Raw genomic sequence first — 13982 nt, 5'->3', positions numbered from 1 at the left:
CGGGGTGCCCCGCAGCTCAGTCCCGCTGGTCGAGCGCTTCGAGGAGCCGCCTGACCGAACCTCCGAGGTTCCATTCGGTGGCCAGGCGCTCAAGCTCTGCCCGCGGATCGCCTACAACGGGGTGCAACCGGGCGCCCGCCTCGTCGAGGGTCGGCAGCCCGAGGTCGCGCACCACGTTCACGACGGCGGGTGCGACCTTGAGATAGTCCGTCGCCGCTGCGAGCTTGGCCCTTACGGACGCGGACAGCCTGCTTTCCGCACCCGTCGCCGCCTCGAGCAGCAGTTCGAGCGTGCCGTACTCCCCGAGCAGGGACGCGGCGGTCTTCTCACCGATTCCGGCCACGCCCGGCAGCCCGTCGGAGCTGTCACCCCGGAGGATTGCGTAGTCCGCATACTGCTCGGGCAGCACGCGGTACTTGCCGACGATGACCGCGTCGGTGACGACTTCGAGGTTCTTCATGCCGCGCGCGGTGTAGATCACGCGCACGTTGCGGTCGTCATCGACGACCTGGAAGAGGTCCCGGTCGCCCGTGACCACGTCCACCGGCAAGCCGGCATGGCTGGCGTAGGTGCCGACGACGTCGTCGGCCTCATGTTCAGCAGCTCCCACGACGGCGACACCGGCCAGCTCCAGCACCCGCCGGATCATCGGGATCTGCGCCTCCAGCGCGTCCGGCACCACTTCGATGTCGGGACCGCCCGCCACCACCACTGCCACCCGATGCGACTTATAGCTGGGAATGAGGTCGACACGCCACTGCGGCCGCCAATCATCGTCCCAGCACGCAATGAGATGCGTCGCTTCGAAGTCGGTGGTGAGCCGGGCGATCATGTCCAGCAAACCGCGAACCGCGTTCACCGGCGTGCCGTCGGCGCGGCGTATCGTGTCCGGCACACCGTAGAACGCGCGGAAGTACAGGGAGGCAGTGTCCAGCAGCATCAGGCGGTGGGGCATACCTGATCCTCACACGGAAACGCTCCGTTGAAAATCCGGTTGGCGTACAGGCCGCCTTTCAGAGCTCCCGGTAGTAGTAAAGCATCGGCTCTGTGCCGCCGGGTTCGGTGTTGGCGAACCCGCGAGCCTCATAGAACCGGCGCGCGTCCGTGTCCTCGCCGTCGACGTTGATTTCAAGCAATGCGCCGCCGCGGCCTCGTACCAGCTCGCACGAGGCGGCGAGCAGTGCGCTGCCCAGTCGACGGCCCCGCAGGCCCGGACGGACGTACAGTTCGTCCAGGATGGCTACCGGACCCGGGTACCAGACATTGGAGCGGAAGCTCAGCACCGCAAGTCCGCCTGGCGGTGTGCCGACGAGCAGCACTACTACGTCCTCCCCCGCCAACAGTTCGGCCACCCGCGACGTCAAGACGTCGATGCCGGGGCTCGGTGTGTCGAACTCGGTGTTGAAATCGTGGAGCATCCGGGCAACGGTTGCGGCGTCGGCCGGACTCGCCCGGCGGGGCGCTTGAAGGTTGGCCGGGTCATCAGCAGTCACGGCTTCATCATGCTCGGCGAACCGGCCGGCGTCCACCCTGGCTTATCCGTCTGGCGGCTCGGGGTGCCAGCCGTGCGTGCTAGTGGGCGGGCGCCGCGACGTCCTCCAGCACTGTTCTGTCGAAAAACCGGATCTCGCCTGTTGCCTCAAAGAACACCGGAACCACAGACGTGCTCGCATCCTTGGATGTTTCGTAAATTTCCGGCGCACCGCCATGCTTCCGGGCAATTGTTCCAACCAGTTCGGTGCCGCGAACCCGGACGGTTCGATATTTGTAGCTCATGCTGACTCCTTCGTCGACTAAGGCACACCCTACTCCCTAGGCCGGTCTCCGAGTCCGGCTCCGGCTACGATTGGCCCTCAGCGGCGGGCGGGACACGCAGGCTGCCGTACCTCTCCATTCGATGCCAGCCCAGGTGCACACCCGCCAGCGCCGTGACCACGGACTGGATGACCACGAGATACATCAGCTGCCGATAGACGAACTGCTGGAGTGGAAGCGTCCACAGCGGCCCGAGCCGTTCCTTGTCGAGCCGGAACGCGTAGGTGGCCATGAGCAACTGAACGACAAGGAAGACGATCCAGAGTGCCCCGATCCGGAGCGGATCGAGGAAGATCAGTCCGTAGACGGCAAAGACATCGACCACAGGAGCGAACAGGGGAAGCAGCACCTGGAGGACAAGCAGGTAGCCGAGCCCGCGCCGGCCGAGCTTGCCGGCCGCTCCCCGCTGCACCACCGCGCCGCGGTGCTTCCACATTGCCTGCAGCGTGCCGTAGCACCAGCGGTACCGCTGGCGCCACAAGGCGCCAAGGGTAGCCGGGGCCTCGGTCCAGGCACGCGCGTCATCCTGGTACACGACGCGCCAGCCGTCGCGGCACAGCGACATGGTGAGGTCCGTGTCTTCGGCGAGCGTGTCGTCGCTGACTCCGCCGACCCGCAGGAGGGCGTCCCGGCGGAAGGCACCAATGGCCCCGGGGACAGTTGGCATGCACTCCGCGACGTCGAACAGCCGGCGGTCCAGATTGAAGCCGACGACGTACTCGATGTGCTGCCACGCGCCGAGGATGCCGCCGCGGTTGGCCACTTTCGTGTTCCCCGAAATTGCCCCCACGCGCGGGTCGGCGAAAGGCTGGATAAGGGCACGAACCGTGTCCGGCTCGAAGACAGTGTCGCCGTCGACCATCACCACAAGTTCGTGGCTGGCGGCGTCAAGCCCGGCATTGAGGGCGGACGGCTTGCCCCCGTTCTCCTTCCGGATGACGGTGACTCCCGGCAGGCCAAGAGCTTCCACGATGCCCGCGGTCCCATCGGTTGAGCCGTCGTCGACCACGATGATCTCAACGGGATGGGTCGAGGCGACGATGGACCGGACCGCGGCTTCGATGCCGACGGCCTCGTTGTAAGCGGGGACGATCACACTGACCGGCTCAGTGATCTCCGGCCTGACCGGCACGTCCATCCGTCGCCTGCCCCGGCTGACCGTCTGCAGACGCCGTGCAGCCCGGCTGTGGCGGGCCGCGAACCCGACCACGAGGAAAGCGCGGACAAGTGTCACTATGCCTGCCGCGACCAGCCCCCACGATATGGCGGTGACGACAAAGTCGCTCAGCTGGATGCCCCGCACGAAGGCCGTTCCTGTCATCCGCTCCGGGGCGGAGGCCTCCCGCATGCTGTCAATACCGATGGCGTCACCGATGCTTGTGATCCGATAGCCCTGCCCGGCGTAACGCGACAACGTGGAATCGAGCGCGGCAACGGTCTGTTCCCTGTCACCACCGCCGTCGTGCATCAGCAGCACCTGCCCCTTCGGGCCGGACAGGGCAAGATTCCGTTCGATGGCCGTGGCGCCCGGCCGCCGCCAATCCTCGCTGTCGACGGTGCTCAGCACCGTGATGTAGCCCTCGTCCGCCGCCGTTCGCATTGCTGACCAGGTGCTGTCGGTGATCGCATCGTTCCCGGAGCTGTACGGCGGACGCAGAAGCGAGGTCGCATGGCCGGTGATGCCGGCGATGGCTTCCTGGGCACCTTGGACTTCGAGGTCGCGCCGCCACGACGGAGCAGTGCCGAGGTCTGTGTGGGTGAGCGTGTGGACACCGATCTCGTGACCGTCGGCAATGATGCGGCGCATGAGGTCGGGGTTGTCGATCGCCGCCGAGCCAACCACAAAGAAGGTCGCCCGAACGCGGTGCTTCCGCAGGACGTCGAGGATCTGCGGTGTCCAGACGGGGTCTGGTCCGTCGTCGAACGTCAGCGCGAGCGTATGGTCCGGCGGACTCACGGTGCGGACCGCTCCGCCACGGGAGTCGACCACCGGGCCGCCACCGGAGACCGTAGCCGGCACGCTTGCCGCGGACGTGCCCGATGTAACGGAGTCATCGCCAATCCCGGCGAGGTGATGCATGTATCCCTGTACCGCGAGGGCGACTCCCAACGCAAACAGGACTGCGATAAGGACGAACCAGTGAGACCTTACGCTGACGGGACCTGCGGACTTGACGGGGCGACTCACACTCACGGCTGCGGCGGCGCAGACGGACGCGTGGCCTGGCCCGGCGCCGTCCCGCTCTTGCCTGGCGCCGTCGGCTCTGTGCCCGGTGCAGGTTCCGTCACGGGGTCGGAGGGGGGCGCCTTGTGGACTTCAGAACCAGTGGCCGTACCACCAGTCGGTGGCGTCACCGGAGCGGCCGACGGCCCGGTTACAGGTGCCTGAAAAGCGGACTGTGCTGCAGGCTCGGCCGGCACAACCTGGGGGGCTGGTGGCGCGGGGTCGCTGGAAGCCGGTGCCGGAGGCGAAGAGGGAACGTCATGGGCCGCGGGAGCTGCTGCGGCGGGAGGCAGCGGCAGGTATGGCGCGGCGACATTGGGGCCGCCGACGAACGCCACCACCAGGAGAACGACGTATCCCGCCACGAGCCCGAGGGACCCGAGGCCGAGGAGCTTCACCAGCCGCAGGCGCCGTCCTGATTCATCAACAAAGACCGGCCCGCGCTGTTGCGCGGACCCCGACTGATCGGACGTTTCATCAAAAGCTAGCATCGGGCATCAACCTTAGAGGATCCGCGATCCGCATCCCAAAAGTATGACCGGGGCATCATCAGGGCCGGGAGCCGGCTTTGGCCTGATAAGCCGTGTCGAATCGATCCCGCCCGATGCGTCCGAGCTTTTCGACGGTATGCCAGCTGATGACCGCCACCAGCAGGGTCAGCAGGATGGCCGCTACTGACACGAGCGGCGGCAAGTCGGCCGTGGACCCGCCGTTCAGCCAGAGAATGACCACATAGTTCCAGAGGTACGCGGCGTAGGAAACGGTGCCCAGCAGCTGCAGCGGTCGCGTCCAGGAAGGCATCGCCTGCGAACGGGAAGCGGCCAGCACCACCAGTACAGCCGCGGCAGCCATGGCCAGCGGGCCTCCCACGAAAAAGAAAGCCGGCGATTCGTTGGCCTTGGGGAAGAACACCAACGCTGCCAGGACGACGATCGACCCGAAGAGACCCGCCTTCCTGAGCCGGGGACGAGAGAACCAGCGGAACACCCGGACCCTGTAGAGGCGCAGTGCCGAACCGGCGATCAGCCCGAGGCCCCACGTCGTGGGAAGGGCGTAGACCAGGGAGTGCAGGTGCGGGGCCAGGATCAGCATCCCCAGCACACTGGCCGTCATCAGCGAGAAGATGACGGCGGCAGACCAGCTGATCAGCCGCCACTGTCGGTTTTTCCGCAGGGCGACCACCAGCAGCGCCGGCCAGACCAGGTAGAACTGTTCCTCCACCGCCAGCGTCCAGAGCGGTCCAATGGCCATGCTGACATCGAACGGCAGGGGCAGGTCTTTGAGATAGCCGAAACCGGCAAGGAGTGTGTAGCCGATGATTCCCTTGGAACGGTCCCCCAGGACGTCGGCCGTCAGTTCAACGATGGCATAGACGCCAAGGAAGGAAATGAGTGCGGGCAGCAGCCGGAAGGCCCGGTGCGCATAGAAACGGCCGTAGCGGACTTTCCGGTGCCGTTCGATATCCCGCAGCAGCACGCCCGTGATCAGGTAGCCGCTCAGCACGAAGAAGACAATGACGCCGACAATGCCGGCGCCCTGGAAAAGCCCGGGCCAGGAGTGACCGAGGAGAACCGCACCAACGGCGGCTCCGCGAAGGACATCCAGGCCGTCCAGCCTCTGGCTCTGCCTATTTTGCCCGGGTTCTTGCCCACCGGCCTGCCTACTGGCCTTCCCGGCAGCCGGCTTCGCGGCAGTCCCTACCGTTTCTTCAGCTAGCAACGCCAAATGACCTCCGCGGTTTCGATTTTGATGGATTCTTCCGGCCGCCGGACCTGATTCCTGGCGCCGCACCTCATCCCATTATCCCCGGTCCAGCTGGATGAAACCTGATTCCGGCCATATGCAATCCAAGGAAGTAGCTTCCATGGAAGCTACTTGTTACGCTGTAGGCATGGAAACCGGAGACGACACCGCCGACCTCTATCCCCTGTTTAGTGCGTTAACCCGGCTTGAAACCGAACTGTGGGACGCCGTTGACGTCCGCCTGCGCTCGGAGTGTGACCTGCCCCTAGGCCGGTACGAGGCGATGGCGGTCATTGCGTCCTTCGGCACCTGCCGGGTCTTCGAGGTTGCAACGGCCCTGGCCATCACCGTGGGCGGCGCCAGCAAGCTCATCGACCGGGTGGAGGCTGCGGGATACTGCTCGCGGAACATGAACCCCGGCGACCGGCGTTCGTCGCTCCTGGTACTCTCCCCGGCCGGGACTACGGTTCTTGATCAGGGCCGCAAAGTGGTGGAAACCGAACTTGCCCGCTGGTTTACTCCGGCCCTGACCATGCAGGACGCGGGCACGCTGCTGGACCTCCTGACACGTGTGCGCGCCGCAAAGCGGCCGGCACTCGGCGCCAAGGCGGCTGGAGAATGACCGGCACCATGCGGGCTGTTGTTTTGGACGGTCCGGGGCCTGCCGAAGCGCTGGTCATCCGGGAACGGCCCATCCCTGTCCCCAAGCCCGGGCAGGTGCTCATCCGGGTCCGCGCATTCGGCCTCAACCGCTCGGAACTGCATACCCGCCTGGGCCTCGCCCAGGGCGTCACGTTCCCGCGCGTGCCCGGTATCGAAGCGGTCGGAGAAGTGGCGGACTCCCCCGGCGGTGAGTTCCGCGCCGGGCAGAAGGTGGTGACCCTGATGGGCGGGATGGGCCGCGTTTTCGACGGCGGCTACGCCGAGTACACCTGTGTGCCCGCCGGCCAGGTCATTGCGTTCGAGTCGGGGCTGCCCTGGTCAACTATCGGCGCCATCCCGGAGATGCTCCAGACCGCCCACGGTTCCCTCACTATCGGGCTCGATATCAAGCCCGGCCAGAGCTTGCTCATCCGCGGCGGGACCTCTTCGGTCGGCATGGCAGCAGCAATACTCGCCAAGCGCCGCGGACTCACCGTATTGGCCTCGACCCGCGACGAGTCCAAACGGGAGGCACTCACCGGGATCGGCGTCGACCATGTCCTGATCGACGACGGCGGCCTGGCCGCCGCGGTGCGCCGCTTCTTCCCCGACGGCGTGGATGCCGCGCTGGAGCTCGTGGGCGCCCCGACGCTTCCAGACACGCTGCAGGCCACCCGGATGCACGGCGTCGTCTGCTTTACCGGGATGCTTTCCAACCAGTGGGTCGTTCCCGACTTCTATCCCATCGACTACATCCCGCGGGGCGTCCGGCTGACCGCCTACACGGGCGGAGCCGCGGACCTTCCGGCGGGTGTGCTCCGGGAATTCCTGGCTGCGGTCAGCAGCGGCACCGCGGCCGTGCCCGTTGGCAAGGTGTACACGCTGGATGGCATCGTCCAGGCGCACACCGATATGGAGGAAAACCGGGTCAGCGGAAAACTCGTCGTCACCACCTAGGCTTTGGCACGGCGGTGAATCGACTTGTAGCTCAGGTATGCGTTGAGTCCCTCGATCCCGTATTCGGTGCCCAGTCCGGAGTCGTGCCGGCCGCCGAAGGGTGCCGCATGGTTGGAGGCGAAGAAGTTGATGCCCACTGAGCCTGTGTCCATCCGGTCCGCCACGGCCAGCGCCGCCTCAGGGTCGCCCCCGAACACCAGGCCGCCGAGGCCGAACTCCGTATTGTTCGCCAGCGCGACGGCCTCCTCAACACTGCCGCCGGCGTCGTCGTACTTCAGGATGCAGATGACCGGGCCGAAGATCTCCTCGCGGGAAATGCGCATGTCCGGCGTGACGTCGGCGAACACGGTGGGTTCCACGAAGTACCCGCCTTCGAGCCCGCCGCCCAGCGCTGCGGCCCGCCCGCCGGTAGTGGCGCGGGCGCCTTCCGCCAGCCCCGACTCCACGTACTCCAGGACGGTCTTGTACTGGGACTCCGTGGCGCAGGGCCCGAACACTGTGTCCGGGTCCAACGGGTCGCCCTGCTTGCCCGCGGCGATGGTCCGGGTGACCATGTCCACGACATCCTCATAGCGGCTGGCCGGGGCCAGGATCCGGGTCGAAATGTAGCAGGTCTGCCCGGTGTTGCGCATGGAGGAACGGATCAGGACCTCGGACATCGCGTCCAGATCCGCGTCAGGCAGCACAATCGCGCTGGATTTGCCGCCGAGTTCGAGGGTGACGGGGCGCAGCAGCTCGCCGCAGGCCGCCGCGATCTTTCGGCCCACCGGCGTCGAACCCGTGAACGCCACCTTGTCCACGGCAGGGTGCTTCACAAGAGAATCCCCCAGCCGGCCGGAGCCGGTGACGAGGTTGACCACGCCGGCCGGGACGCCGGCCGCGGCCACCGCGTCGATGATCACGCGGAGGGACAGCGGCGTGGGCGACGCCGGTTTGATGACCACCGTGCAGCCGGCCAGCAGCGCCGGCGCCAGCTTGATCACCACGAGGTTGATCGGAAAGTTCCAGGGCGCGATCAGGGCGCACACGCCGATCGGTTCGCGCCGGACCACGGATTCGCCGCCGCCTTTCGGGAAGGCCCGGACGTCCTCGCGCTCCAGGTACCCGGCGAGGGTCGCGAAGTAGCGGAAGATGCCCGCGGCGTTGGCGGCGGCTCCGGCGGATTCGGAGACCGGAGATCCGTTCTCGCGGGTGTTGGTCAGCGAGAGCTCCTCGGCCCGCTTCTCCACTTCCTCGGCCACGCGCAGGAGGTACGCCGCCCGTTCGGAGGGCGTCAGCCGCGGCCACTCACCGTCGTCGAAAGCCCTGCGGGCAGATCCGACGGCGGCGTCCAGGTCTTCGGGGGTTCCGTCCGGGACGGATCCCCAGACTTCGCCCGTGGCCGGATCGGTGACCGGGTTGCGGCCGGTGCCGCGTGCCGGCGTCCAGGCGCCGTCGATGAAAATATCGTCCACATGCGTGTACGGCAGGTTCAGCGCGGCACGGGCGGCCAGGGCCGGAACGTGCTGCGTTGCCGCGGTCATCGGATGACTGCCGTCTTGAGTAGGGCGGTGGACCGGTTCAGGTCGGCTGCGGCCATGTCGTGGGCGGCCTGCGTGATGAGTTCCGGCACGATTTCCGCGGCCAGCCGGTCGGTGTAGGTGGCCGGGTCCATCTTGAACCAGGTGGAGGCCAGGGCTATTCCGGCCTGGTCGAAACGCCACAGCCGGTCTGCGTCGCGCATCAACGCGTCTTCCAGGGAGTGGGCCATCGGGCGGGTGTCGTGGCCGTCGATGATCGCGCAGACGCGCTCGATGAATTCCGGTGCGTAGCCCAGGTCCGGGAGCACCCGGCGGGCCACGTCGCAGCCCTGCTTCTCATGTTCGTAGCGAATAGCGGCCTTGCGCCAATCCCCCGCGAAGCCCTCGGAAATGATGCGGGACTCGTCCACGTGGGCCCATCCGGTGTCGTGCAGCAGGGTGGCAACACGGACCAGTTCGGCGTCGGCGTCGGGATAGGCCCGGCAGAGCCGCTCGGCGAAGGCAAGCGAGATCGGCAGGTGGATGTCGTTGCCGCGGGTACGGGTCTCGTGCACCACGGACCGCCAGAGCTGGTCGAGTTCCTCGAGAGCCGCCGGGGTGGTGGCAATCGGGGCGGTGTCCACCGGCCCGGGTGCTGGCACCGGCCGGACCGGGTACGCGGCGGCGAAGTCCGCAGCAGCGCGGTTGGTGCCGGCGTCGGTGACGGCCTCGGCAACCGGGGTCTTGGGGGTGGTCATAATGCTCCTTCGGGGGCCGGCCGGCTGGCTAGCTGTCCGTGGTGATCGTCTTGAGGGGTGTGGCCGGGTCCGCGGCGGCATCGGCGGGGATATTCCGGCCTTTGGCGAGTGCGTTCTTGACGGCCATGAAGTCCAGCGGGGCGTTGACGCAGTCCGCGGCGATGACCTGGCCCTGGCGGTAGTAGAGGACGCTGAATTTTCCGCGTTCCTCGTCGCTCCGCAGCACGGTACGGTCGTAGCCGTTGCAGAGCCCGGCGATCTGGAGTTTGAGGTCAGCCTGGTTGGACCAGAACCACGGGATGCCGGCATATTCCTCGCGCCTCCCGGTGAGCGAGTAAGCGGCAACCTTGGCGTGTTCGATCGCGTTGTTGACGCTTTCGAGCCGGATGCGCTCGCCGGGTTCCGCGCCGGGCACCGGGTTGGGCATGTTGGCGCAGTCGCCGATGGCCACCGTGGTGCCGTCCGAGGCCAACGCGTAGCGGTCCACGACGATGCCGTTGTCCACGGTCAGGCCCAGCTGTTCGGCCAGTTGGGTGTTGGGGATGACCCCGATGCCCACCAGAACGATCTGAGCGGGCAGCAACGTGCCGTCCTGAAGTTCGACGCCGGCGACTGACCTCCCGCCGTCGGCCGCGGTCAAGCGCGCAGCACTCGTGTTGAGCCGGATGTCCAGGCCTCGGGCGCGGTGGGCTTGGAGGAAGTACTCGGCAGTTTCCTCGCCGACGGCGCGGCCCACCAGCCGCGGGCCGAATTCCAGCACGGTGACGTTCTTGCCCATCTTCTGCAGGCTGGACGCGGCTTCGAGGCCGATGAACCCGCCGCCGATCACCACGACGTCCTCCGCGTCCCCCACCCGGGCCTTGAGCGCCAGGGCGTCGTCGGCGTTGCGAAGGTACAGCACGCCGTCGAGGTCGCCGCCGTCGATGTCCAGCTTGCGGGCGCGGGCGCCCACGGTGAGGGCGAGCCGTTTGAACGGGAAGTGCCTCCCCGAGGAAGCGTGCGCGATTCCCGAGCCGTCCGCGTCCCTGTCGATCCGGACGATATATTCGCCTTTGACGAGGTCCACGTTGTGCTCAGCCCAGTACTCGTTGGAGCGGAAGATCAGGGATTCGCTCTCCACCGTCCCCTGCAGGAACTCCTTGGACAGTGCCGGGCGCTGGTAGGGGCGGTGGTCCTCGTCGCCGAGCAGGGTGATGTGCTCGTCGAAACCGAGCGCGCGGAGGGAGACTGCCAGCTGGACACCGGACTGGCTCGCGCCGATGATCAGCAGGCCGGTGCGCGTGGGAACGCTTAGGTCCGCGACGGGGGCCGGCTGCTCGGCAGTGTGGGTACCCATCGCTACACCTGGGTTTCCGGGGTGGTGACAAACAAGTCGAGCTCATCCGTCAGCCGGAGCTGGCAGGACAGCCGCGAATTGTCTTCGCGGTCCACGGCGGTGCCGTAGAGCATCTCGTCCTCCATGTCCTCCATCGGGGGAAGCTTCGACAGGCAGTCCTCGCGGACAAAAACGTGGCAGGTGGCGCAGGACAGTGATCCGCCGCATTCGGCCACGATGCCGGGGACGCCGTTGCGCACCGCGGTTTCCATGACGGAGTCGCCGGGATTGCCCTGGACATCGCGGACATCGCCCTCGGCGTCGGTGAAATGAACCGTTGGCATTGGTTCTCCTTGGGGTTGAAAGCGGAAAGTTGGTAAAGGGGCAGAGTCAGATGAACTGGCGGCCGCCGTCGACCACCATGGTCTGCCCCGTGTAGTAGGAACTGTCCGGCCCGGCCAGGAACAGCGCGGCGCCCACAATGTCCTCCGGCCGGCTGGCGCGTTTGATGGCACCGCGGTCCACGCCGTAGTTTTCGGCGTTCTCCATCAGCCCGTAGCTGGCCTCGGTGAGGGTGAAGCCGGGGGCGATCGCGTTGACCGTGATCCCGCGCCGGCCCAGTTCCTTGGCCATCACCCGGGTCAGGGCCACCACGCCGCCCTTGGAGGCGACGTAGTGCAGCCACTGCTCCGAGCCGCTGAAGATCGTGGCGCTGGAGAGGTTAATGACGCGCCCGCCCTCGGGCAGGAACGGGCTCGCCGCCCGGGTGACCAGCCACGGGCCCTTGAGGTTCACGTTCATGACCAGGTCCCATTCGGCCGGGTCGATGTCCTCGAACGGGCTCCGGGTCACCCCCGCGTACACCGCGGCGTTGTTGAGTACGACGTCGATGCTTCCGTTGCCGAAGTCCGCGCAGCTTTTGGCGAGGTCCTCGGTGGACTCCACGCTGGTGACATCCGCTGAGAAGGCGGCTGCCTCGCCGCCGGCTTCGCGGACCAGTTTCGCCGTCTGTTCGGCGCCTTCGACGTTGATGTCGGCCACCGCCACCCGGTAGCCGCGGCCGGCAAAGCCGAGCGCGAACGCCCGGCCCAGCCCGCCGGCGGCACCGGTGATCAGGACGGTTTTCCCTGCTTCAGGCATGGTCACGTCAGACATGGCTGTGGGCGTGCGCGCCGGGACCCGCGGCCAGGAGTTCCGGTTCCAGCGCGTCGAGGATCTGGACTGTGCCCTTGGTGCCGTCGACCCGCAGCCGCTGGCCGGTCTTGATGGTGGTGGACGCCGAGCCGGTCCCGGTGACGGCCGGAAGACCGTACTCGCGGCAGACGATCGCCGCGTGGCTCATCATGCCGCCGATGTCCGTCACCGTGGCCTTGATCTTGCCGAAGATCGGGCCCCAGGACGGGGCCGTAACGGTGGCCACAAGGATCTCGCCCTGTTGCACCTCGGAGAGCTGGTCGGCATAGGTGACGACGCGGGCCAGTCCCTCAACGACGCCGGGCGAGGCCGCCATGCCGCGCAGTCCGCCGCCTTCCACCGCTTCGCCGGCACCCAGCCACTGCTGGACCTGCTCGGTGGTGATGCCCCAGAGCATCCGGGTGAAGGGTTCGGTGATGGACTCCGGCGGCGTGTTCAGCGCGGGGGCCGGCCGGGCGGTCTTAAGCGCATCCACGATGCCGCGCCTGCGTTCGATTTCCTCCGGCCAGAAGTCCGGGCCGATGGGCCTGGCTCCGACGCCCCAGCCGGTGACCAGGTCAAAGAGCGCGTCGCGGACCTCGTTGCGGCCCAGGTACAGCAGGTCGTCCGGTTCGGTCCAGAAACCCTCGGCCTGCATCATGCGGCTGAGCTCGCGGATCTTGCGCCAGAAGACGCCCATGGTCCAGTGCTCGATGTAGAAGTTGTGGTTCTCCACGTACGGGTAGGCGGTGGCGGCAAGCCCTCGCTTGGCGTCGAAGAGCGCCTGGTTTTCGCCTTCCAGCAGGTCCCGGTATTCCTCGATGATGCGGTCGCGTTCGATGATCAGGGCCTCCACCGGCCGCATGATTTCCTGGCCCTCGTCCACGCGGCGGATGTAGTCAGCGATGTAGCCGAGCGGGATTTCCTGGTGTTCGTTCCAGTACTTGTCGTGGCCGTAGAAGCCGTTGCCCACGGTGAAGTTGAACCACGGGTCTTTGGCACCTTCATACTGCTTGATCCAGCGTTCCCCGCCCGGTGCGGCGGCGACGGCCGCCAGGGTGGACTCGACGTCGTCCGTGTCCGTGAAGTGTCCCTGCAGCTGAAGTTCGACGGCGAGCTTCGCTAGCTGCTTGAGTTCGTCGTCCGGGCGGAAGAGCTCCATGTCCACGCCCTGCACCATGGTGGCGATGGACTGGTCCGGGATGTTGGGGAAGACCTGCTTGCAGAAGTTGAAGAAGTCCAGGTAGGCGATGTACCCTAGGTTCAGGAACTCGAAGTGGTACTGCCAGTTCTGGTACGCGAGCTGGATGAGGCGGTCGTAGCTTTCCAGCAGCTTCTCGGACCCGTCTTTGCCCTTGCCGGAGAGGATATCCTCCATCGGGACCATGTCCGGGAGCTTGGGGAAGGAGATGGTTTCCATCTCCTCGATGGTGCCCTTGACCTTGACGTGCCACTCCTTGAGCAGCTGGTCCCAGTTCTGGAAGTAGTGGCCCACCCGCTGTTCGAACAGGGGCACCCGCGCGGCGATCTGGTCCTCCGGCACCGGGATGGGCGACATGTAGAGGTAGCCCAGGTGGATGCGGAACTCGATGCCGTTGGCGTTGGGGATCATCAGGTGCCGGGCGTTGTACTGGCCCAGGCACTTGACCGCGAATTCGCCGCCGATCGTCTCGAAGGGCTTGAACACGGTGGGCCAGTGCTGGCTGTCGCAGAACCAGAACTTGGCGTCTTCCTGTTCCTTGAGCTTGTCCTGGAAGACCAGGTAGTACGGGTAGATCTTTTCCCAGCCCTCTGCGCCGGCGGGGACCGGGAGCTCGGACGGTTTGGGGAAGGACTTCAGGGACATGGCGGTCCTT

General features: G+C 66.8%; 14 protein-coding genes. 2 read left to right on the top strand and 12 right to left on the bottom strand.

Features of this window, described 5'->3' with window-relative positions:
- Window positions 1-16: 16 nt before the first annotated feature.
- The 6 genes from AC07YR_RS00345 to AC07YR_RS00320 all read right to left on the bottom strand — a co-directional run bounded on the left by AC07YR_RS00345 (window position 17) and on the right by AC07YR_RS00320 (window position 5758).
- The gene (locus AC07YR_RS00345) at window positions 17-955 is read right to left on the bottom strand and encodes a 5'-3' exonuclease (protein WP_494732748.1); all 939 of its coding nucleotides are present in this window, start codon (window positions 953-955) and stop codon (window positions 17-19) included.
- A 58-nt stretch (window positions 956-1013) separates the two neighbouring features.
- Window positions 1014-1418 (bottom strand): GNAT family N-acetyltransferase, encoded by a 405-nt coding sequence (locus tag AC07YR_RS00340; protein ID WP_436059318.1) that lies wholly within the window; start codon window positions 1416-1418, stop codon window positions 1014-1016.
- A 154-nt stretch (window positions 1419-1572) separates the two neighbouring features.
- The gene (locus AC07YR_RS00335; protein WP_055806157.1) at window positions 1573-1776 is read right to left on the bottom strand and encodes a hypothetical protein; all 204 of its coding nucleotides are present in this window, start codon (window positions 1774-1776) and stop codon (window positions 1573-1575) included.
- A gap of 64 nt (window positions 1777-1840) precedes the next feature.
- Window positions 1841-3895, bottom strand: coding sequence for a bifunctional polysaccharide deacetylase/glycosyltransferase family 2 protein (locus tag AC07YR_RS00330; RefSeq protein WP_494732747.1), 2055 nt, complete (start codon window positions 3893-3895; stop codon window positions 1841-1843).
- A 110-nt stretch (window positions 3896-4005) separates the two neighbouring features.
- A complete protein-coding gene (locus tag AC07YR_RS00325) occupies window positions 4006-4530 on the bottom strand; it encodes a hypothetical protein (RefSeq protein ID WP_494732746.1) in 525 nt (174 codons plus the stop codon).
- A gap of 58 nt (window positions 4531-4588) precedes the next feature.
- The gene (locus AC07YR_RS00320; protein ID WP_494733015.1) at window positions 4589-5758 is read right to left on the bottom strand and encodes an acyltransferase family protein; all 1170 of its coding nucleotides are present in this window, start codon (window positions 5756-5758) and stop codon (window positions 4589-4591) included.
- Window positions 5759-5903: 145 nt separating this feature from the next.
- Here AC07YR_RS00320 and AC07YR_RS00315 point away from each other — a divergent pair, with 145 nt between their 5' ends.
- Entirely contained in the window at window positions 5904-6404 is a 501-nt protein-coding gene (locus tag AC07YR_RS00315; protein ID WP_494732745.1) for a MarR family winged helix-turn-helix transcriptional regulator, read from the top strand.
- A complete protein-coding gene (locus AC07YR_RS00310; protein WP_494732744.1) occupies window positions 6401-7381 on the top strand; it encodes a zinc-binding alcohol dehydrogenase family protein in 981 nt (326 codons plus the stop codon). Before AC07YR_RS00315 ends, AC07YR_RS00310 begins: the two co-directional genes overlap by 4 nt.
- Here the strand turns inward: AC07YR_RS00310 and AC07YR_RS00305 are convergent.
- Genes AC07YR_RS00305 through AC07YR_RS00280 form a run of 6 tightly spaced genes read right to left on the bottom strand, consistent with a single transcriptional unit; the run spans window position 7378 to window position 13972 of the window.
- Window positions 7378-8904: an aldehyde dehydrogenase family protein gene (locus tag AC07YR_RS00305; RefSeq protein WP_494732743.1), complete on the bottom strand. Its 1527-nt coding sequence runs from the start codon at window positions 8902-8904 to the stop codon at window positions 7378-7380. The genes AC07YR_RS00310 and AC07YR_RS00305 overlap by 4 nt on opposite strands.
- Window positions 8901-9638 carry an HD domain-containing protein gene (locus AC07YR_RS00300; RefSeq protein ID WP_494732742.1) on the bottom strand — a complete coding sequence of 246 codons (738 nt, stop codon included), beginning with the start codon at window positions 9636-9638 and terminating at the stop codon, window positions 8901-8903. Before AC07YR_RS00300 ends, AC07YR_RS00305 begins: the two co-directional genes overlap by 4 nt.
- A gap of 28 nt (window positions 9639-9666) precedes the next feature.
- The gene (locus tag AC07YR_RS00295; protein WP_494732741.1) at window positions 9667-10974 is read right to left on the bottom strand and encodes an NAD(P)/FAD-dependent oxidoreductase; all 1308 of its coding nucleotides are present in this window, start codon (window positions 10972-10974) and stop codon (window positions 9667-9669) included.
- 2 nt (window positions 10975-10976) lie between these two features.
- Complete coding sequence (locus AC07YR_RS00290; protein WP_494732740.1) at window positions 10977-11297, bottom strand: 2Fe-2S iron-sulfur cluster-binding protein; 321 nt, start codon at window positions 11295-11297, stop codon at window positions 10977-10979.
- A 46-nt stretch (window positions 11298-11343) separates the two neighbouring features.
- The gene (locus AC07YR_RS00285; RefSeq protein ID WP_494732739.1) at window positions 11344-12093 is read right to left on the bottom strand and encodes an SDR family NAD(P)-dependent oxidoreductase; all 750 of its coding nucleotides are present in this window, start codon (window positions 12091-12093) and stop codon (window positions 11344-11346) included.
- 7 nt (window positions 12094-12100) lie between these two features.
- Window positions 12101-13972 (bottom strand): PEP-utilizing enzyme, encoded by a 1872-nt coding sequence (locus AC07YR_RS00280; protein ID WP_494732738.1) that lies wholly within the window; start codon window positions 13970-13972, stop codon window positions 12101-12103.
- Between the last annotated feature and the right edge of the window lie 10 nt (window positions 13973-13982).

Source organism: Arthrobacter sp. GW460-12-1-14-TSB2 (assembly GCF_059423525.1).
The sequence above is the reverse complement of the archived record's forward strand: the minus strand, read 5'-3'. Positions and strand labels throughout refer to the sequence as shown.

Excerpts from the sequence above, each read along its gene's own strand:
- AC07YR_RS00345 (WP_494732748.1), bottom strand. The coding sequence starts at position 955 with ATGCCCCACCGCCTGATGCTGCTGGACACTGCCTCCCTGTACTTCCGC.
- AC07YR_RS00340 (WP_436059318.1), bottom strand. The coding sequence starts at position 1,418 with ATGCTCCACGATTTCAACACCGAGTTCGACACACCGAGCCCCGGCATC.
- AC07YR_RS00335 (WP_055806157.1), bottom strand. The coding sequence starts at position 1,776 with ATGAGCTACAAATATCGAACCGTCCGGGTTCGCGGCACCGAACTGGTT.
- AC07YR_RS00330 (WP_494732747.1), bottom strand. The coding sequence starts at position 3,895 with ATGCATCACCTCGCCGGGATTGGCGATGACTCCGTTACATCGGGCACG.
- AC07YR_RS00325 (WP_494732746.1), bottom strand. The coding sequence starts at position 4,530 with ATGCTAGCTTTTGATGAAACGTCCGATCAGTCGGGGTCCGCGCAACAG.
- AC07YR_RS00315 (WP_494732745.1), top strand. The coding sequence starts at position 5,904 with ATGGAAGCTACTTGTTACGCTGTAGGCATGGAAACCGGAGACGACACC.
- AC07YR_RS00310 (WP_494732744.1), top strand. The coding sequence starts at position 6,401 with ATGACCGGCACCATGCGGGCTGTTGTTTTGGACGGTCCGGGGCCTGCC.
- AC07YR_RS00305 (WP_494732743.1), bottom strand. The coding sequence starts at position 8,904 with ATGACCGCGGCAACGCAGCACGTTCCGGCCCTGGCCGCCCGTGCCGCG.
- AC07YR_RS00300 (WP_494732742.1), bottom strand. The coding sequence starts at position 9,638 with ATGACCACCCCCAAGACCCCGGTTGCCGAGGCCGTCACCGACGCCGGC.
- AC07YR_RS00295 (WP_494732741.1), bottom strand. The coding sequence starts at position 10,974 with ATGGGTACCCACACTGCCGAGCAGCCGGCCCCCGTCGCGGACCTAAGC.
- AC07YR_RS00290 (WP_494732740.1), bottom strand. The coding sequence starts at position 11,297 with ATGCCAACGGTTCATTTCACCGACGCCGAGGGCGATGTCCGCGATGTC.
- AC07YR_RS00285 (WP_494732739.1), bottom strand. The coding sequence starts at position 12,093 with ATGCCTGAAGCAGGGAAAACCGTCCTGATCACCGGTGCCGCCGGCGGG.
- AC07YR_RS00280 (WP_494732738.1), bottom strand. The coding sequence starts at position 13,972 with ATGTCCCTGAAGTCCTTCCCCAAACCGTCCGAGCTCCCGGTCCCCGCC.